General features: G+C 58.2%; 17 protein-coding genes. 5 read left to right on the plus strand and 12 right to left on the minus strand.

Annotation, left to right across the window (positions count from 1 at the left end):
• Position 1: 1 nt before the first annotated feature.
• Positions 2-1,579, minus strand: a complete 1,578-nt coding sequence (gene guaA, locus SIC15_RS11535) for a glutamine-hydrolyzing GMP synthase (RefSeq protein ID WP_069183411.1) — start codon at positions 1,577-1,579, stop codon at positions 2-4.
• A gap of 63 nt (positions 1,580-1,642) precedes the next feature.
• Positions 1,643-3,106 carry an IMP dehydrogenase gene (gene guaB, locus SIC15_RS11540; RefSeq protein WP_069183410.1) on the minus strand — a complete coding sequence of 488 codons (1,464 nt, stop codon included), beginning with the start codon at positions 3,104-3,106 and terminating at the stop codon, positions 1,643-1,645.
• 192 nt (positions 3,107-3,298) lie between these two features.
• On the opposite strand from guaB, the gene xseA reads away from it, so the two are divergent.
• The 3 genes from xseA to SIC15_RS11555 all read left to right on the plus strand — a co-directional run bounded on the left by xseA (position 3,299) and on the right by SIC15_RS11555 (position 7,189).
• Positions 3,299-4,687 carry an exodeoxyribonuclease VII large subunit gene (xseA, locus tag SIC15_RS11545; RefSeq protein WP_412535965.1) on the plus strand — a complete coding sequence of 463 codons (1,389 nt, stop codon included), beginning with the start codon at positions 3,299-3,301 and terminating at the stop codon, positions 4,685-4,687.
• Between the two features lie 103 nt (positions 4,688-4,790).
• Positions 4,791-6,665 (plus strand): propionyl-CoA synthetase, encoded by a 1,875-nt coding sequence (locus SIC15_RS11550; protein WP_412535966.1) that lies wholly within the window; start codon positions 4,791-4,793, stop codon positions 6,663-6,665.
• A gap of 314 nt (positions 6,666-6,979) precedes the next feature.
• A complete protein-coding gene (locus SIC15_RS11555; protein WP_008169155.1) occupies positions 6,980-7,189 on the plus strand; it encodes a cold-shock protein in 210 nt (69 codons plus the stop codon).
• Between the two features lie 91 nt (positions 7,190-7,280).
• On the opposite strand, the gene leuA is transcribed toward SIC15_RS11555, so the two are convergent.
• Positions 7,281-8,975 carry a 2-isopropylmalate synthase gene (gene leuA / locus SIC15_RS11560; protein WP_069183407.1) on the minus strand — a complete coding sequence of 565 codons (1,695 nt, stop codon included), beginning with the start codon at positions 8,973-8,975 and terminating at the stop codon, positions 7,281-7,283.
• Positions 8,976-9,120: 145 nt separating this feature from the next.
• Between leuA and SIC15_RS11565 the strand changes: the two genes are divergently transcribed.
• A complete protein-coding gene (locus SIC15_RS11565) occupies positions 9,121-9,618 on the plus strand; it encodes an Lrp/AsnC family transcriptional regulator (protein ID WP_069183406.1) in 498 nt (165 codons plus the stop codon).
• 1 nt (position 9,619) lies between these two features.
• Here the strand turns inward: SIC15_RS11565 and SIC15_RS11570 are convergent, their stop codons facing one another.
• Entirely contained in the window at positions 9,620-10,234 is a 615-nt protein-coding gene (locus SIC15_RS11570; protein WP_136631797.1) for a TetR/AcrR family transcriptional regulator, read from the minus strand.
• 127 nt (positions 10,235-10,361) lie between these two features.
• Between SIC15_RS11570 and SIC15_RS11575 the strand changes: the two genes are divergently transcribed.
• Complete coding sequence (locus SIC15_RS11575) at positions 10,362-12,095, plus strand: proline--tRNA ligase (protein ID WP_069183405.1); 1,734 nt, start codon at positions 10,362-10,364, stop codon at positions 12,093-12,095.
• A gap of 57 nt (positions 12,096-12,152) precedes the next feature.
• Here SIC15_RS11575 and murB read toward each other — a convergent pair whose 3' ends face one another.
• The 8 genes from murB to SIC15_RS11615 are packed head-to-tail and all read right to left on the minus strand — an operon-like array spanning position 12,153 to position 18,573.
• On the minus strand, positions 12,153-13,199 hold the full coding sequence (gene murB / locus SIC15_RS11580; RefSeq protein WP_412535967.1) for a UDP-N-acetylmuramate dehydrogenase: 1,047 nt from the start codon (positions 13,197-13,199) through the stop codon (positions 12,153-12,155).
• Positions 13,196-13,675 carry a low molecular weight protein-tyrosine-phosphatase gene (locus SIC15_RS11585; RefSeq protein WP_069183403.1) on the minus strand — a complete coding sequence of 160 codons (480 nt, stop codon included), beginning with the start codon at positions 13,673-13,675 and terminating at the stop codon, positions 13,196-13,198. The genes murB and SIC15_RS11585 overlap by 4 nt, the downstream gene beginning before the upstream one ends.
• The gene (gene kdsB / locus SIC15_RS11590; RefSeq protein ID WP_069183402.1) at positions 13,668-14,462 is read right to left on the minus strand and encodes a 3-deoxy-manno-octulosonate cytidylyltransferase; all 795 of its coding nucleotides are present in this window, start codon (positions 14,460-14,462) and stop codon (positions 13,668-13,670) included. Before kdsB ends, SIC15_RS11585 begins: the two co-directional genes overlap by 8 nt.
• A gap of 27 nt (positions 14,463-14,489) precedes the next feature.
• Positions 14,490-14,678, minus strand: coding sequence for a Trm112 family protein (locus SIC15_RS11595; RefSeq protein WP_064230163.1), 189 nt, complete (start codon positions 14,676-14,678; stop codon positions 14,490-14,492).
• 19 nt (positions 14,679-14,697) lie between these two features.
• Positions 14,698-15,744 (minus strand): tetraacyldisaccharide 4'-kinase, encoded by a 1,047-nt coding sequence (gene lpxK, locus SIC15_RS11600; RefSeq protein WP_412535968.1) that lies wholly within the window; start codon positions 15,742-15,744, stop codon positions 14,698-14,700.
• Positions 15,741-17,519, minus strand: coding sequence for a lipid A export permease/ATP-binding protein MsbA (gene msbA / locus SIC15_RS11605; protein ID WP_412535969.1), 1,779 nt, complete (start codon positions 17,517-17,519; stop codon positions 15,741-15,743). The genes lpxK and msbA overlap by 4 nt, the downstream gene beginning before the upstream one ends.
• The gene (locus SIC15_RS11610; protein WP_069183400.1) at positions 17,516-17,941 is read right to left on the minus strand and encodes an ExbD/TolR family protein; all 426 of its coding nucleotides are present in this window, start codon (positions 17,939-17,941) and stop codon (positions 17,516-17,518) included. The genes msbA and SIC15_RS11610 overlap by 4 nt, the downstream gene beginning before the upstream one ends.
• 5 nt (positions 17,942-17,946) lie before the next feature.
• On the minus strand, positions 17,947-18,573 hold the full coding sequence (locus tag SIC15_RS11615) for a MotA/TolQ/ExbB proton channel family protein (RefSeq protein ID WP_069183399.1): 627 nt from the start codon (positions 18,571-18,573) through the stop codon (positions 17,947-17,949).
• Positions 18,574-18,633: the final 60 nt, after the last annotated feature.

Consider the following 18,633-nt stretch of genomic DNA (forward strand, 5'->3'; position numbering starts at 1 on the left):
TTTATTCCCACTCAATCGTCGCCGGCGGCTTGGACGAAACATCGTACGTCACTCGTGAAACGCCAGTGATCTCATTGATAATCCGGTTGGAGACGGTTTCCAGAAGATCGTAAGGCAGGTGCGCCCAGCGGGCGGTCATGAAATCGATGGTTTCAACGGCACGCAGTGCCACCACGTATTCATAGCGGCGTGCATCCCCGACCACGCCCACCGACTTGACCGGCAGAAATACTGCAAAAGCCTGGCTGGTCTTGTGGTAAAAATCCGCCCGGTGCAGCTCTTCCAGGAAAATGGCATCCGCCCGGCGCAGGATATCGGCGTATTCCTTTTTCACTTCACCCAGGATGCGAACACCCAGGCCCGGCCCCGGGAACGGGTGACGGTATACCATGTCGTACGGCAAGCCGAGCTCCAGACCGATCCGGCGTACCTCATCCTTGAACAGCTCCCGCAAGGGCTCCACCAGCTTCATCTTCATGGTTTCCGGCAGGCCGCCCACATTGTGGTGAGACTTGATAACGTGAGCCTTGCCAGTCTTGGATGCGGCAGACTCGATCACGTCCGGATAGATCGTGCCCTGGGCCAGCCAGTTCACGTCCTTGATATTGGCAGCCTCGTCGTCGAACACATCAATGAAGGTGTTTCCGATGATCTTGCGCTTCTGCTCCGGATCACTGACGCCCTTGAGCTTAGACAGGAACAGGTCTTCGGCATCAACCCGAATCACTTTCACGCCCATGTTGCTAGCGAACATGTCCATCACCTGGTCGCCCTCGTGAAGACGCAGGAGGCCATTGTCCACGAACACGCAGGTCAGCTGATCACCGATTGCCCTATGCAGCAGCGCAGCTGTTACCGAGGAGTCGACGCCACCGGACAAGCCAAGCAGCACCTTGTCACTGCCGACCTGCTCACGAATCTGCTGAACCGCATCATCCACGATCTTGGCCGGTGTCCAAAGAGCCTCACAGTTACAGATATTGAGGACGAAGTGCTCGAGGATCCGCTTGCCCTGAAGAGTGTGGGTTACTTCGGGGTGGAACTGAACACCGTACAGATTCCGGCTGAGATCCTGCATCGCAGAAATTGGCGCGCTCTCAGTGGAGGCCAGAAGCTCAAAACCTTCCGGCATCGCCACAACCTTGTCGCCATGGCTCATCCAAACGTCCAGCAGGGACTCGCCAGCAGGCGTCAGATGATCGGTGATATCCGCCAACAGCGGGCCCTTGGCGCGCACCTTCACCTGGGCATAACCAAACTCACGCTTCTCGGAGCTGGCCACGCGACCTCCGAGCTGCTCTGCCATGGTCTGCATGCCGTAGCAGATGCCGAGAATCGGAATGCCGCGATCAAACAGCCCTTCCGGGGCACGGGGACCGCCCAGTTGAGTAACCGACTCCGGACCACCCGCAAGAATAATCCCTTTGGGATTGAACTCATTGAGCTCTTCATCGGTGATATCAAACGCCTTGATCTCACAGTAAACGCCGATCTCCCGCACACGGCGGGCAATCAGCTGGGTGTACTGGGAACCGAAATCGAGAATCAGGATGCGGTGGTCGTGAATGTTCTGGGCCATGGAGTCCTCGGAGCTGAATAAACAACGCGGCCCTCTGGGGGGCCGCGTCTGGTAAGGCAATGATTAACCGATACGGTAGTTTGGCGCTTCTTTGGTAATGGTTACGTCATGGACGTGGCTCTCGCGCATGCCGGCATTGGTGATCCGCACGAATTCCGGCTTGGTGCGCATTTCTTCCATGGTGGCACTACCGGTGTAGCCCATGGAGGCTCGAAGACCACCAATCAGTTGGTGCACGATGTTGCGCATCGGCCCCTTGCAGGCAACGCGACCTTCGATGCCTTCCGGTACCAGCTTCTCGATGCCTTTGCTGGCATCCTGGAAGTAACGGTCGCTGGAACCCTGCCCCATGGCTCCGATCGAGCCCATGCCCCGATAAGCCTTGTAGCTCCGCCCCTGGAACAGCTCAACTTCGCCCGGCGCTTCATCCGTACCAGCCAGCAGGCTGCCAATCATAACGCTGTGGGCGCCAGCGGCAATCGCCTTGGCGATATCACCAGAGAACCGGATGCCACCATCGGCAATCAGTGGCACGCCACGGTCTTTAAGAGCTGCGGCGACGTTGGAAACCGCAGAAATCTGGGGAACACCAATACCGGCAACAATCCGTGTGGTGCAGATGGAACCAGGACCGATTCCCACCTTTACAGCATCTGCGCCGGCATCTGCCAGGGCGATGGCTGCGTGAGACGTGGCAATGTTACCGCCGATTACCTGCACATCCGGGAAATTCTTCTTGATCCAGCGAACACGCTCGATAACGCCACGGGAATGCCCGTGAGCCGTGTCCACCACGATCACATCAACGCCGGCCTCGGCCAGTGCCGTAATTCGCGCTTCGGTGTCGCCACCGGTACTGACGGCAGCACCTACCCGCAGACGACCCTGGTCGTCCTTGCAAGCCAGCGGATAGTCTTTCGCCTTCTGGATATCCTTGACGGTGATCAGCCCGCGCAGCTCAAAGTTGTCGTTAACAACCAGAACCTTTTCGATCCGGTGACGATGAAGCAGCTCTTTAACGTCATCCAGACTGGCCCCTTCCTTGACCGTTACCAGTTTGTCCTTGGGTGTCATGATGTCCCGAACCAGCGTATCCATGCGGCTTTCGAACCGTATATCGCGGCCAGTCACAATACCGATCAGGTCGTGGCCGTCCACCACCGGAAGTCCGGAAATACTGTTCGCCATGGTGATATCGACCAACTCGCGAACGGTGGTCTCTGGCGATACGGTGATCGGATCCTTCACAACACCGCTTTCAAATTTCTTGACCTTGCGGACTGCCGCCGCCTGTTGCTCAACGGTCATGTTCTTGTGCATGATGCCGATACCGCCTTCCTGGGCCATGGCGATAGCCAACTCCGCCTCAGTAACGGTATCCATTGCGGATGACAGAAGAGGAATGTTGAGGGTGATACCCTTGGTCAGCTGGGTCTGCAGGCTGACCTCGTGGGGCAGAACTTCTGAATATCCGGGAACCAGCAGAACGTCATCAAATGTGAGGGCTTCTTCGGCAATTCGCAGCATTGGGATCCGCCTTTTGATCGTGCTAAGTTGGGAATTTCCGTGCTGTACCCGCGGCGGTACAGCAAAGCAAAATCCTTAATCGATCTATTATAATGGCGCTCTCGGGGACAGTAAACCGGCCCGTTTTTAAGGTTCGATTGCATCTTTTTGAAATTTCGCTATTTTACCCTCCCCTTTTTTCGGCTATTGCGTATGTATAACGACGGATCAGCACCGGCAACGCCGCACCTGCAGGACACCCGCCCCCGGGCACTGAGCGTCAGTGAACTGAACCACCAGGCCAGACACTTGCTGGAATCCAGCTTCATGCAGGTTTGGGTGGAAGGCGAACTGTCAGGATTTTCACGCCCTTCATCCGGTCACTGGTATTTTTCCCTGAAAGACCGGAAATGCCAGGTTCGCTGCGCCATGTTCCGGGGAATGAACCAGCGTATCCGGACATTGCCGAAGGAGGGAGATCAGGTACGAATCCGCGGCAAGGTTACACTCTATGAGAACCGCGGTGATTTCCAGATTATCGTTGAGCACATCGAGCCGGCAGGCCTCGGTGCCCTGCAACAAGCCTTCGAGGAGTTGAAACGTAAGCTGTTGGCCGAGGGCCTGTTTGACCAGGCCCGCAAAAAACCGCTGCCCTCATTGCCGAGACACATCGGGGTGATCACCTCACCCACCGGCGCCGCTATCCACGACATACTGACTGTTCTTGCCCGTCGCTGCCCTGCCATTCCGATCACGCTTTACCCGACGGCCGTACAAGGCAAAGCGGCCACGGCCGACATTGTCCGCGCCATTGAGGCCGCCCAGAGCCACGGCGTTGCCGACGTGCTGATCATCGGTCGCGGCGGCGGTTCTCTGGAAGATCTCTGGTGCTTCAACGAAGAATCGGTAGCCCGCGCCATTGCCGCCAGCCAGATTCCTACCGTCAGCGCTGTCGGCCACGAAGTGGATGTCACCATTGCGGATTTCGTGGCGGATCTGCGAGCGCCAACGCCCTCGGCGGCAGCTGAAAAGATCTCACCGGATCAGTCTGACTGGCTCAGACAGCTTGGGGAGCGTGAAGCCCGGCTATCCAACGCCATCGGTCTCGCTCTCAAGCGCCTGAGCACCCAGCTCGGGCATCTGGGACAGCGGTTGCGGGACCCAAGAAGGGAGCTTCTGGAAAAGGCCCAGCGCATGGACGAACTGGAGTTGCGGCTGAAGAAGGTCATTCAGCAACGCCTGTCGACCGTTAGCGTTCGCAATGACCACCTGCGCCAGAGACTGGCCATGCAATCACCCCGCCGCCAGCTCACGGAGGGCAAGGAAGTCCTGCAGCGCGTGAACGAGCGACTGACTACCGTTATTCAACAAAATCTGAAACAGAGCCGCGCCAACCTGGAACATGCGGCCCAGACCCTGAATGTTGTCAGCCCCCTCGCTACGCTGGGCCGGGGCTATGCCATCGTGCGCGACAACAACGGAAACATTCTTCGGGATGCCTCAAACGTTAATCCGGGCGACACCATCTCAGCCCGAGTTGCACGGGGCGAAATGACCGCGAAGGTGACTTCGGTCAAATCTTCAGAAGAAACTGGCCCCTAGCGCCCCCAGACTAAGCCAATGGTCTACTAGTCCATGATTTCAAACGGCCTAAAGTTGTCAGGAAACATACTAAAACAACAACAGGCACGATGAGGTGGAATGTATGGACTACCACTCGGAGTTCCGGCGGTCGATCGACAAACCGGACGACTTCTGGCGTGAGCAGGCGGACAAAATTGACTGGATTGAGCCGCCGAAAACCATCTGGCAGCCAACCGACAATGGCCATGGGCAATGGTTTCCCGACGGCACCCTGAACACCTGTGATGTCGCGCTGGATGCCAACATCCGCGCGGGGCGCGGCGAGCAGAAAGCACTGATCTACGATTCTCCGGTTACCGATACCCAGCGCTCCTACACGTACAACGAACTGACCGATGAAGTGGCCCGGTTTGCTGGTGCCCTGAAAGATCGCGGCATCACCAAGGGCGACCGGGTCATCATTTACATGCCAATGATTCCAGAAGCTGTCATTGCCATGCTGGGCTGCGCGCGGATTGGCGCCATTCATTCGGTGGTCTTTGGCGGATTTGCAGCCCACGAACTTGCGGTTCGCATTGACGACGCCAAACCCAAGGCGGTCATTACCGCCTCCTGCGGCATCGAAGTTGCCCGGGTGATCGAGTACAAGCCTCTGGTCGACAAGGCCATCGACCAGGCCAGCCACAAACCCGAAACCTGCATTGTTTACCAGCGCCCTCAGGTGCAGGCGGATCTTCAGGATGGCCGTGACCACGACTGGAACGAGCTGATGAAAACGGCCAAGGCGGCCGACCCTGTGCCCGTCAAGTCAACCGACCCCCTCTATATCCTTTATACCTCCGGCACCACAGGTAAACCCAAGGGTGTGGTGCGCGACAATGGTGGTCACGCGGTCGCGCTGAACTACAGCATGAAGCTGGTCTACGACGCGAAACCCGGTGACGTTTACTGGGCCGCCTCTGACGTTGGCTGGGTGGTCGGCCATAGCTACATTGTGTACGCCCCCCTGTTTGCCGGCTGCACAACCATCCTGTACGAGGGTAAGCCGGTGAAAACGCCGGATGCCGGTGCTTTCTGGCGGGTGGTTCAGGACCACAAAGTGAATATGCTGTTTACCGCGCCCACCGCATTCCGAGCCGTCCGGAAGGAAGACCCGGAAGCGGATCAGTTGTCACGCTATGACATCAGCTCGCTAAAACGCCTGTTCCTGGCCGGCGAACGCCTGGATCCGGCCACCTATGAATGGCTTAAGGAACATACCGGCCTGCCAGTGCTTGACCACTGGTGGCAGACCGAAACCGGCTGGGCCATCTGCTGCAACCCGGTGGGTATCGAATTAATGGCCACTAAACCCGGATCGGCGACTGTGCCCTCCCCGGGCTACAACGTCCAGGTCGTGGATATGAACGGCAGCCAGATGCCTGCAGGAGAGCAGGGGCAGATTGCTGTGAAACTGCCGCTGCCGCCAGGCTGCATGATGACGGTCTGGGGCGATGACGAGCGGTTTCGGAAGACCTATCTGGGGCCGATTCCAGGGTTCTACAGTTCCGGCGACGGTGGTTTTATTGACGATGACGGCTATGTGTTCGTGATGGGCCGTACCGATGATGTGATCAATGTGGCCGGCCACCGTCTTTCCACCGGTGAGATGGAAGAAGTGGTTGCCTCCCATCCGGCCATTGCGGAGTGCTGCGTGGTCGGTGCGCACGACGATATGAAAGGACAGATCCCCATCGGACTGGTTCTGATCAAGGACGGCGCAACCATCGACCACGACGAACTCGAAGACGAACTGGTGGAGATGGTTCGCGACAAGATTGGCGCCATAGCCTGTTTCCGCCGCGCTCTGGTAGTGGATCGCCTGCCAAAGACTCGTTCCGGCAAGATCCTGAGACGGGTTATCCGTCAAATCGCCGATGGTGAGGAGTACACAGTGCCAAGCACCATTGATGATCCCGCCATTCTGGAAGAAATCAGCCAGCAGTTCCGCCACTGACAAAGGCGCTCATCACCTGCCCGCCCCCGCTTTAAGGGGAGCGGGCATTTTTTGTTCAATCAAATCCCAAGCCATTGTTTTTGCCGACAATAAAACCTGCATGAAAGCTGCAAAATTTCGTTGACGCCCCATAAAGTCGGTCTATACTGAAATTGCTGTGAAAATACAGCGGTATTTGGTGAATGCGTTTCAACGTCCTGCCGAAGTGCTCTTCGTTGCCCCTTCCTCAGTACTCTCTGGATTTCTCAGCACCGATTCCATGTGGAATTTTGAAGGTCCCGTGAGGGCAAATTACAGGAAGACAGGAAAGATCAATGTCCGATACTAAAACCGGCCACGTTAAGTGGTTTAACGAGTCCAAAGGCTTTGGCTTCATCGCTCAGGACGGTGGCAGCGACGTGTTTGTTCACTACAGCGCAATCAACGCAAGCGGTTTCCGCACCCTGACCGAAGGCCAGCAGGTGCAGTTCACCGTAACACAGGGCCCCAAAGGCCCGCAGGCGGAAAACGTAACCCCGGTCTGAGGGACTACGCTCCGTCCTTTGCCCCTCACGGGCATCGGAAAACCAACAAGCCGGCATTCGTGCCGGCTTGTGTCGTCAGGGCACCAGGTTATCAGGCGCCCGCCGTTTCAACTTCAACTTCTTTCTTGGGCATATCAACACCCACGGCCTGGGCCACCGCCGAAAACAAAGCCTGCAGGGTGGCGGATGTCGTGTCTTCCGCAAGAGCCGCCGCGCTGCAATGCCTGCCGCTTGCGGTCAAGCGAATACAGGCCAGCGCATTGGCATTGGTGCCCTCACCCAACGCAAACTCGTCGTAAGCCTCGACAGCAATGGAGATACCAAAGCGCTTCTCCAGCGCCTCCGATACGGCTTCCACCGCGCCCAGCCCATGGCCATCCAGACGAACCGGCGACGCATCGCGACCCACCGACACCTCGGCATGCACACCCTCTTCATCCCGATGCAGGTCGTAGGACCGCAGCGCCCAGTCGGCGTGGACCTTCAGATAACGATCCTCGAACAGACGATGAATGGTCAGGGAGTCGATCTCCCCGCCGTTGGTTTCCGCTTCTCTCTGGACCACCTTGCTGAACTCGATCTGCAGCCAGCGCGGCAGGCTGATGTTGTAATCCCGCTCCAGCACATAAGCCACACCGCCCTTACCAGACTGACTGTTGATGCGCACCACTTCCTCATAGCGGCGACCAACATCGAACGGGTCGATGGGCAGATAGGCGACATTCCAGATCTCGCCATCCTTGCGGCGGGCCAGACACTTCCGGATGGCATCCTGATGACTGCCGGAGAAGGCGGTGAACACCAGTTCGCCGGCATAGGGGTGCCGCGGATGGGTGGAAATCTCGGTGCAGGCCTCAACCACCTCGGTGATCTCCGCCATGCCAGACAGATCCAGTGTGGGATCAATGCCCTGGGAGTAAAGGTTCATGGCCATGGTCACCAGGTCCATGTTGCCGGTACGCTCGCCGTTACCCATCAGGGTACCTTCGACCCGGTCGGCTCCCGCCATCACCGCCAGCTCGGCCGCGGCCACGGCGCAACCGCGATCGTTGTGGGTATGCACACTGATGCTGATGTGTTCACGGCGCTTGATGTTGTCGCAGATCCACTCAATCTGGTCGGCGAACACATTCGGTGTCGCCATTTCAACGGTGGCAGGCAGGTTGATGATCATCGGCTGCCCCTCTTCCGGACGCCACACCTCGCTCACGGCATCAATCACTTCCGCAGCGAAATCCAGCTCGGTACCGGTAAAGCTTTCCGGCGAATACTGGAAGGTCCACTCGGTCTCCGGGTGACGCGCGGCGATGTCGCGAACCAGTTTGGCACCATTGACGGCAATATCCCTGATGCCATCCCGATCCAGGCCAAATACCTGCTCCCGCTGAACTGTGGAGGTAGAGTTGTAGACATGCACGATTGCTTTACGGGCACCAGCCAAGGCTTCATATGTGCGTTCGATCAACTCAGGGCGGGCCTGGGTCAGCACCTGTATCTTCACATCCTCGGGGATGCGATCTTCTTCGATCAGCTTGCGGCAGAAATCGAAATCCGGCTGGCTGGCAGCGGGAAAACCGATCTCGATTTCCTTGAAGCCCAGCTTGACCAGCAACTCGAACATCCGCGTTTTCTGGGCAACAGACATGGGCTTTACCAACGCCTGATTGCCATCCCGGAGATCCACGGCACACCAGGTGGGCGCCGTCTCGATGACCTTGTCCGGCCAGCGACGGTCGGTTTTGGCAACAGGTTTGAACGCAACGTATTTGCGATGATCGAAAGCCATGCGTGTGATTCCTTGCGGTTTCCGGAGTGAAATTTTCAATGTGTACAGGTTAACGCGATAAAGCTGGAATTTGATTGCGAACTTCGATGCGAATGGGTACTTTGTAATTTATAAATTGCTCGCCAAACATCATTTGTAGAATTTTATGGCTGAAAATCAGAAAACCCTCGTCAAAATCGACAAGATGGACCGTCGAATCCTCGAACACATCCAGCAGGATGGTTCCCTGACCAACCAGGAACTGGCAGAAAAAGTCGGGTTGTCGCCCTCCCCCTGCCTTCGGCGAGTCCGGGCTCTTGAGGATGCCGGTATCATTGTCAGAACCGTCACGATTCTCGACCACAAGAAACTCGGCCTCTCGCTGACGGCAATCATCCTGATCGGGATGGATCGACACACCCCCGAACGTTTTGCAGCGTTTGAAGAGCAGGTAGCCGAATACCCGGAAGTGCAGGAGTGCTACCTGATCACCGGCCAGGACGCCGATTACATGCTCAAGGTGGTAGTACCGGACATGGACCACTACCACCATTTCCTGCTGAACCGCATCACCCGCATTCAGGGGGTCAGCGGCGTGCATTCGAGCTTTGTGCTCCGGAGGGTGATCGACAGTACTGCCCTGCCCCTGGGTTATCTCTCCTGATTCAAGCTACGAGCTCGCGAACATACGCCCGGGCCATGCACTTGAGCTCTTCCACCAATTGCCGGCCCTGCGCCTCCGGCAGGGTCACGGCCAGCCGAAGCACAGTGCCCGCGGACCTTGGCAGTAGCAGGCTCGCAGTCCAGCGCCGGTCTTCCGGAATCTGAGGGCATTCCGCTCGGAGCTTCTCATCCAGGTCGCGGGCGTTGGTATAAAGCTCTCTGAGGTCAAGCTCCCTGAGTTCCGGCATCGCCTCAACACCACTCCAGATAGCTGAGTAGGCGGGCTCATGACTGTAGAACTCGTAGAACTGATCGATGAGAACATCTACCGCATCGACCAGACTCAGTTCCTGCAGACGCTCTCTCAGGGCGCGCTCCATCTTCTCCACATGCTGCTCAGCAATGGCATGAACGATGGCCGCCTTGTTGGGGAAATACCGGTACAGCGAAGCGAGGGACATTCCGGACTGCCGGGCAATGGCGGACATACTGACTGCGTCAACGCCGGTCTCGTGAAAAATCATGGCGGCATGGCGAAGGATGGCGTTGACGCGCTCCCGGCTGCGCGCCTGTACCGGCCGGCGCCGCGGGGCCACATCAATAGATTCGTCGGTCATCATCTGTACCTTGTGCAACAGGCTCCGTACAATAATGGCCACTTTACGACAAATAAAGGCTCCGGCGGGCCAACCGCCGCCTGTCCATTAGTCTAACACTTCAGATTTTTTACAAACGGAAGACACGATGCGAGCAAGCCGTTACCTGATTGCCACCCAGAAAGAGACCCCCGCTGACGCCGAGATCATCAGTCACCAGTTGATGTTGCGCGCCGGCATGATCCGAAAACTGGCCGCCGGGCTGTACACCTGGTTGCCCATGGGCCTGCGTACTCTGCGTAAGGTTGAGCGGATTGTTCGTGAAGAAATGGACAAGAGTGGTGCCCAGGAAGTGTTGATGCCGGCGGTCCAACCGGCAGAGCTCTGGGAGGAATCCGGGCGCTGGACCCAGTACGGCGGCGAACTGCTGCGGATGAAAGATCGTCATGGCCGGGATTTCTGCTTCGGGCCGACCCATGAAGAGGTAATTACTGACCTGATCCGGAATGAGATCAGCAGCTACAAGGAGCTTCCGGCCAACTTCTACCAGGTCCAGACCAAGTTCCGGGACGAGCGGCGCCCCCGGTTCGGTGTGATGCGGGCCCGGGAGTTCCTGATGAAGGATGCCTACTCGTTCCACCTGAACCCAGAATCGCTGAACGAAACCTATCAGCTGATGCACCACACCTACTGCGCCATCTTCGACCGTTTCGGTCTGGATTACCGTGCGGTTCAGGCGGATTCTGGCGCCATTGGCGGCAGTGCATCCCACGAGTTCCATGTGCTCGCGTCTTCCGGCGAAGATGACATCGTGTTCAGCACAGACAGTGATTACGCGGCCAACATCGAGAAAGCCGAGGCGGTAGCTCCGAGCGGTACCCGCCCTGCGCCGGCCGAAGAGATGAAGGAAGTTGCCACGCCGGACCAGAAAACCATCGAGGCGGTGTCAGCGTTGCTGGGCATTGATCCCACTCGCACGGTCAAGACTCTGCTGGTGAAGGCCGAGGCGGACGAAGACGGCAATTCCGGCCTGGTTGCACTGGTTCTCCGCGGGGATCACACCCTCAACGAAATCAAGGCCGAAAACCTGGCCGGCGTCGCCGAGCCTCTGACCATGGCCACCGATGAGGAAATCGAACAGGCCGTGGGCTGCAAGGCCGGGTCTATCGGCCCGGTAAAGCTCAACTTACCGGTCATTGTTGACCGCAGTGCGGCCCACCTGGCCGACTTTGTCTGCGGCGCCAACCGTGAAGGTTTCCATCTGACTGGCGTGAACTGGGAGCGAGACGTGGCACTTGATCGCGTGGAGGACCTGCGCAATGTGGTTGAGGGCGACCCCAGCCCGGATGGCAAGGGCACTCTGGAGATCCGGCGCGGGATTGAGGTCGGGCATATCTTCAAACTCGGCAACAAATACAGTACCGCCATGAACGCCACGGTTCTGGATGAGAACGGCAAGACCGTGACCATGGAGATGGGTTGCTACGGCCTCGGCGTTTCCCGGGTTGTTGCCGCAGCCATTGAACAGAACCACGACGAAAACGGCATCATCTGGCCGGACGCCATTGCGCCTTTCCAGGTGGCCATCGTCACACTGAACGCCCACAAATCACCCACGGTTGCCGAAGCCGGCGAAAAGCTTTACGAGCAGCTGCGCCAGGCCGGCTACGACGTGCTTCTGGATGACCGAAAAGAGCGTCCGGGTGTGAAGTTTGCCGATATGGAACTCATCGGTATCCCGCACCGGTTCGTGGTGTCCGAACGCGGTCTGGCTGCCGGTACGCTTGAGTACAAAGGCCGGAGGGATGCGGAGAAACAGGATGTGCCGGTGGCTGAAGCGCTGCCCTTCCTGGTAAACGCCTCGCCTCGCAAAGGGCTTTAACCACATGCCCGCCGCCGGCGGGCGAACCTCTGACGGCACCCGGCTGCAAGGGTGCTGTCAGGGGTTTTCTTTTCCCGTACCACCCACGATTCCCGGTTCAATTTCCAAAGTGACGCCGAACCGCCCCGCCACGGATTGACGAATTTTCTCAGCAAGTTCGAGTATGTCGGCCCCAGTGCCGCCCGAATGGTTAATCAAAACCAGAGCCTGCCGGTTATGAACGCCCACCCGGGCATTCCGGAAACCCTTCCAGCCACTTTGATCAATGAGCCAGGCCGCCGCCAGTTTGACGCCTTGCTCCTGAGGATAAGCCACAATATCGGGGTTACGTTCCCTGAGAGATTCAAACGTTGCGCTATCCACCACCGGGTTTTTGAAGAAACTTCCGGCGTTAGGAATGATGTCTGGATCCGGCAGCTTGCGGCGACGGATTGCCATCACAGCCTCCGCCACGTGCAACGGGCCAAGAGCGGTTTCCGGCGTATCAGCAAGGTATTCCTCCAGATCCCGATACCCGAGCACAAGGGGCCGCGTGCGCGACAGAGCCAGACGGATTTCAGTGATGACGTAACGGCCCGGAGTCTGTTTGAACAGGCTGTCGCGGTAAGCGAACCGGCACTCCGCGTTCTCGAGAACGACCAGCTCATCAGTCTTGCGGTCGAGGGCTGTAACCGATTCAAGACAATCGCAGAGTTCGACCCCGTAAGCACCAATATTCTGGACCGGAGCGGCACCCGCGGTTCCGGGAATCAGCGCAAGATTTTCAATGCCGCGATAACCGGCACGGGTGGCATATAGGACCGCCTCATGCCAGTTCTCACCTGCGCCGAGAACCAGGGTAGCCTTGTGATCTTCAATGTGCTCCCAGCGGCGGCCACGAATGGCCAGGCGAACCACCAACCCCGAAAAATCACCCGCGAATACCAGGTTGCTTCCACCACCGAGAATCAGCACTTCCAGGTCTTCGGAGGCTACCCAGTTTAGAGACTGGACCAGCTCATCGGCGGTGTGAACCTTCACATAAAAACGAGCCCTGGCGGGCACATGTAGGGTGTTCAGTGCCTCCAGCTCGACGTTTTCCTGGATTTCCGGCCGCTGCTTCAAGCCAGGCGCCCCCGGATATCCGCCAGCAGGCCTTCGCCAGCCTCGTTTATCAGATCCAACACGGTTTCGAACCCTTCCTCACCGCCATAATAGGGATCTGGCACTTCGTGATGGGCCGAGCGGCCATACTCCAGAAATAGCGCTGGCCGGGTGCCGCCGTTCTGGTGCCAGACATCCTTGATGTCTGCAAGATTCTGGCGATCCATGACCAGTACGTAGTCAAAGGTATCGAGATCTTCCGGACTGAACTGACGTGCCCGCAATCCGCTGATATCGATACCCCGGCGCAGGGCAGCCTCCTGGGCGCGGGTATCCGGGCTCTTGCCAATATGCCAGTGTCCGGTGCCACACGAGTCGATGTATATCTGATCCGCGAGGCCGGCTTGCGCGACCAGGGAACGAAACACACCCTCGGCAGTGGGCGAGCGACAGATGTTCCCCAGACAAACAAAAAGCACCTTTACCGGTTCAGCCATGGTCGATCTCTCTCCTTTCCAGCCAGTGGCGCACCCTTTGCAGATCAGCCTCTGTATCAATGCCACCCTGCGGGTTCACGGCGGCCACATCCACATGGATCCTGGCGCCATTGTATAGCGCCCGCAACTGTTCCAGTGATTCGGTAACCTCTGTAGGGGCTGGCGCCCAGCTCACAAACTCACCAAGAACCGACGCGCGATAGCCGTAAATGCCAATGTGCCGGAAATACCCGATGTTGTCTGGCAGAGACCTGTCGACGCCCGTCAACGGTGTTCCTTCCTGCCACTGGTCCCGGGCCCACGGAATCGGCGCGCGGCTGAAATAGTGCGCCATCCCCTGGTGATCAAACACCACCTTTACAATGTTGGGATTGAAGACCTGCTCCGGGTCATGGATTCGTTCACACAGGGTTGCAATTGCGGCTTCCGGATGAAACTCAAGGTTGTCTGCCACCTGATTAATCAGTTCCGGTGGAATCAGTGGCTCGTCGCCCTGAACGTTGACTACCCGGTGGTCGGCTGCAAACCCGAGTTCCCGAGCGACTTCTTCGAGGCGGTCAGTGCCACTGGCGTGATGGGGGGATGTCATGACCACCTCGGCACCGAAGCCTTCGCAAGCGGAGCGGATTCGTTCATCGTCGGTGGCCACAACCACCCGGTCTGCCCGGCTTTCCGCAGCACGCTCACAAACGTGCTGGATCATGGGCTTTCCGGCAATGTCCGCCAGCGGCTTTCCTGGCAGACGACTGGAGGCATAGCGAGCCGGAATCACAACGGTAAAAGACATGACGTAACTACCCCGGTGGACTTGGGTTTAGCGCTTGTGCAGACGCTCATCGGTGGACAGGGTCCGGGCCTCTGTGGCCAGCATTACAGGAATTCCCTCACGGATCGGGAATGCCATGGCGTCCTGGTAACAGACCAGCTCGGTTCTGTCCTCGTTGAGCTTCAGATCGCCCTTGCACACTGGACAGGCCAGCATTGCCAACAGTTTCTTATCCATCTTGCTTACTCACTTGAAATCACGAAGTTATAGGCTCGGAACACTGACGAACCCGGGCCAGAAACGCATCCCGGAACGGCCCCGGCAACCTGGCCTCGACCACCAGGCTCCACGCATTCTCGGGCGCGAACTCCCGGCATTTCACCGCATCCTTTGCCGTCATGACAATCCATTCATCGGTCTCGGTTTTCAGATCCTCCGGGCGGAACCGGTGATGATCCGGAAAAGCCGACTCGGTCACCGAAGCACCCAGCGCCCTGAGCGTATCGAAAAACCGGGCCGGATTGCCGATGCCCGCAACCGCCTTAACCGTTTTTCCCTTCAGGTCGCCCACAGCTCTGGACGCCCCCGATTTGAGGTGGACCAAGGTCGTCGGCTCCAGAACCATGGAATAGATGGCCGGATGGTCAACGCCGGCAAAGCTCTCCAGAGCCTGCTCCGGGAGCTGCTTGTCATTTACGATAACAAAATCCACGGAAGCGAGCCGGGAAACCGGCTCTCGCAGGGGACCAACCGGGATCAGGGCGCCGTTGCCGATGCCACGCTGCCCATCAAATACCGATAGCTCAAGATCCCTGGGCAGTTTGTAATGCTGGAGCCCATCGTCGCAGATCAGCACATCACCGAGGTTGTTCTCGAGAGCGTAATCGGCTGCGCGTCGCCGTCGAGGATCAACCACGACCGGGCAACCTGTGCTGAGCGACAGCATGACCGGCTCGTCACCGGCTTTGATGGGGCTGGTATCTGCCGTGACTTCCAGCGGGTATTGGCCCGCATCACCGCCATACCCCCTACTGAGGATCACCGGCCGCCAGCCAGCAGATGCCAGTTCAGAGACCAGCCAGGCGGTGAGCGGCGACTTCCCGGTTCCGCCTGCAGTGATATTGCCAACTACAATCACTGGAACGGGCAACGACGCATCCCGTGCTTCCCAGGCCGCGCGGCGACGAGCCTCGGCGATGCTTCGGTACAACCAGGACAAGGGCGCCAGAAAAAACAGGGGCCGTTTGCTGCCATACCAGAGACGTTCAACCAACGAACTCAGGGCGGATTTCACCCCACTCATGCCTGCTCGCTGAACTGCATCTGGTGAAGTTGCGCGTAAGCGCCGCCAGCCGCAAGGAGTTCGTCATGGCGCCCGGACTCTGCAATGCGTCCGTTATCCATCACCAGAATCCTGTCGGCTTTCTCGATAGTGGAAAGGCGATGGGCGATGACCAGTGTGGTACGGCCCTGCATCACCGTTTCCAGCGCCTCCTGGATATGGCGTTCAGATTCGGTATCCAGCGCCGAAGTGGCCTCGTCAAGGATCAGAATCGGCGCATTCTTCAGCAGTGCCCGGGCGATGGCCAGCCTCTGCCGCTGCCCACCCGAGAGCATTACACCGTTATCGCCGATCATGGTGTCCAGGCCTTCGGGCATGCGGTCGATGAACTCGAGAGCATGGGCCTTGGCGGCGGCTTCCCGAATTTCCTCGGGGCTGCAATCTCTCAAGGCACCATAGGCGATGTTGGCAGCGATGGTGTCGTTGAACAGAACAACGTTCTGGGTGACCAGCGCGATCTGTTTCCGCAGGGCTTTCAGGGAAAAATCACGGAGCGAATGGCCGTCGATCCGGATGTCGCCGCCGGTATACTCATAGAACCTCGGCAACAGGCTCACCAGCGTGGACTTTCCGCTCCCGGAGCGACCGACCAGAGCCACGCTCTGTCCTGCCGGAATGCTCAATGAGATGCCTTCCAGAACATTGTCTAACTGATCACGGTAACTGAACGCGACGTTATCAAACTCGATATCGCCATCAACGCGATCCGGTGCATAAGTGCCCGGATCCTGCTCCGGGGATTCATCAATGGTTTCGAAGACATCGTAGGCCGCAGCAACACCCTTCTGAATCTTTGCGTGGACCGAGGTCACCTGCCGGATGGGCTTTGCCATGGTGGTCGCAGCCGTAATAAAAGCAACCAGTTGCCCCGTGGTCATTTCGCCACGGATTTCCGGCGCCAGCATCATCCAGACCAGACCGGCAATGGCAATGGCCACCAGCACCTGAATCACCGGAACACTGATCGCCTGAGTCGACGCCATCTTCAGACTTTGCTTGAGGTTCTTTTCATTAACCTCCTGAAAACGCTGACGTTCGTAATCCTCGCCACCAAAAGTCCGAACAACCCGGTAGCCAGTAATCGATTCCGAGGCCACGTGGGTGATGTCGCCCATGGACCCCTGGATGCGCTTGCTGATCTTGCGAAAACGCTTGCTGGCATAGCTGACAACGGCGGCAATAAGTGGTCCTACTGCCAGGAAAATCAGCGTGAGTTTCCAGTTGGTGTAGAACATGTAGCCCAGCAGACCAACGATGGTCAGGCCTTCGCGAAGCGTGATGGTCACAGCGTTGGTCGTGGCCTCCGCCACCTGCTCCACGTTGAAGGTAAGCTTGGAGACCAGGCGCCCGGCTGCATTGTCGTCAAAGTAGCGGGAGGGCAAGGTCATCAGGCGATCAAATACATCGTTGCGTAGTGCATTGATGACCTGGCGACCGACATAGCTGATGAAATACTGGCTCAGGAAGGTGCCCAGGCCCCGGAATGCAAACACCCCTACTATGACCAGGGTGAGCATCAGGCGGTTCTGGTCGGTGGGGTTCTCGATGGCGGCAATGACGTATTCCATCGCAGCCGCCATGCCGGTTGAGGCGGCGGCATAGATGATGTTGCCGAGTACCGCCAGGGAGAACGCCAGGAGGAACGGCTTAACATAGGCAAGCAGGCGCTTGTAGGTTTCCCAACTACCTGCCGGTAACCCGGCCGAGGGGTCGGGCAGAGGCTCGGTTACCTTCACGGGCTCTCAGCCTCCCGCTCAGTGGTAATGCTGAGCTTGGCGAATCCCAGCCGCCCGGCGACATCCATGGCCCGAACCACAAACTCGTGGGGAGTGCGGGCATCGGCGGTGATAATGAACGGGAGCGAATTGTTGCCCTCAGCCAGCTCACGCACACCCCGCTCAAGGGTCTCGCGCCGATTGTTGACCAGCGTCCGGTCATTCAGGATGTATTGCCCCTCGGCATTGATCACCACGTCAATCTGCTGGACTTCCGACGCCGGCGCGGGCTCGCCACTGGCCTCGGGAAGCTCCACCTGCAAATGGCTTTCCCGGGTAAAGGTTGTGGAAACCATGAAGAAAATCAGCAGCAGGAACACCACGTCAATCAATGGTGTCAGGTCTACCCCGACTTCCTGGCTTCTCTGGCGCTTGAACTTCACGGCGTTCAGGCTCCTTCCACGTCGATTTCGCGGTCTCCGTGTACTACCTCAACCAGCTTGATGGCTTCCTGCTCCATACCGACAACCAGCTCATCCACCCGGCGGATGAAATAGCGATGGCAGATCAGCGCCGGAATGGCCACGCTCAGACCGGCAGCCGTGGTGATCAGCGCCTCGGAGATACCGCCCGCCAGGTTACCCGCGTTGCCGACCCCGGCCAGCTGGATCTCGGCAAACACCTTGATCATGCCAATAACGGTGCCCAGAAGACCCAGCAGAGGGGTAATGGTTGCCACAGTACCCAGAGGGTTCAGGAAGCGCTCGAGATCATGAATGACCTGGCTGGCCTCGTGCTCGATGCTCTCTTTCATGATTTCGCGGCCATGCTTTGCGTTGAGCAGGCCACCGGCCAGAATCCGACCCAGGGGCGAGGAACCCTGCAGGGCTTTCAGCTTCCGGCCATTGAGTTCTTTTTTCTTGATCCAGCGCCATAATTCGTTAATGGTCTGGGGAGGCGCTACCCTGGAAGCGCGAAGAGTCCAGATACGCTCCAGAATGATGGCCAGCGCCAGAATGGAACAGGCAACAATTGGCACCATCAGAATGCCACCGGCTTTCAACAGCTCGAACACGCTTGGTCTCCCTCATTGTTTGCAAGCCGCGCTACTTTAGCATAGCTACCGGTGGAGGCC

Source organism: Marinobacter sp. MIT932201 (assembly GCF_047123295.1).
Classification (GTDB): domain Bacteria; phylum Pseudomonadota; class Gammaproteobacteria; order Pseudomonadales; family Oleiphilaceae; genus Marinobacter; species Marinobacter salsuginis.

Excerpts from the sequence above, each read along its gene's own strand:
- guaA (WP_069183411.1), bottom strand. The coding sequence starts at position 1,579 with ATGGCCCAGAACATTCACGACCACCGCATCCTGATTCTCGATTTCGGT.
- guaB (WP_069183410.1), bottom strand. The coding sequence starts at position 3,106 with ATGCTGCGAATTGCCGAAGAAGCCCTCACATTTGATGACGTTCTGCTG.
- xseA (WP_412535965.1), top strand. The coding sequence starts at position 3,299 with ATGTATAACGACGGATCAGCACCGGCAACGCCGCACCTGCAGGACACC.
- SIC15_RS11550 (WP_412535966.1), top strand. The coding sequence starts at position 4,791 with ATGGACTACCACTCGGAGTTCCGGCGGTCGATCGACAAACCGGACGAC.
- SIC15_RS11555 (WP_008169155.1), top strand. The coding sequence starts at position 6,980 with ATGTCCGATACTAAAACCGGCCACGTTAAGTGGTTTAACGAGTCCAAA.
- leuA (WP_069183407.1), bottom strand. The coding sequence starts at position 8,975 with ATGGCTTTCGATCATCGCAAATACGTTGCGTTCAAACCTGTTGCCAAA.
- SIC15_RS11565 (WP_069183406.1), top strand. The coding sequence starts at position 9,121 with ATGGCTGAAAATCAGAAAACCCTCGTCAAAATCGACAAGATGGACCGT.
- SIC15_RS11570 (WP_136631797.1), bottom strand. The coding sequence starts at position 10,234 with ATGACCGACGAATCTATTGATGTGGCCCCGCGGCGCCGGCCGGTACAG.
- SIC15_RS11575 (WP_069183405.1), top strand. The coding sequence starts at position 10,362 with ATGCGAGCAAGCCGTTACCTGATTGCCACCCAGAAAGAGACCCCCGCT.
- SIC15_RS11585 (WP_069183403.1), bottom strand. The coding sequence starts at position 13,675 with ATGGCTGAACCGGTAAAGGTGCTTTTTGTTTGTCTGGGGAACATCTGT.
- kdsB (WP_069183402.1), bottom strand. The coding sequence starts at position 14,462 with ATGTCTTTTACCGTTGTGATTCCGGCTCGCTATGCCTCCAGTCGTCTG.
- SIC15_RS11595 (WP_064230163.1), bottom strand. The coding sequence starts at position 14,678 with ATGGATAAGAAACTGTTGGCAATGCTGGCCTGTCCAGTGTGCAAGGGC.
- lpxK (WP_412535968.1), bottom strand. The coding sequence starts at position 15,744 with ATGAGTGGGGTGAAATCCGCCCTGAGTTCGTTGGTTGAACGTCTCTGG.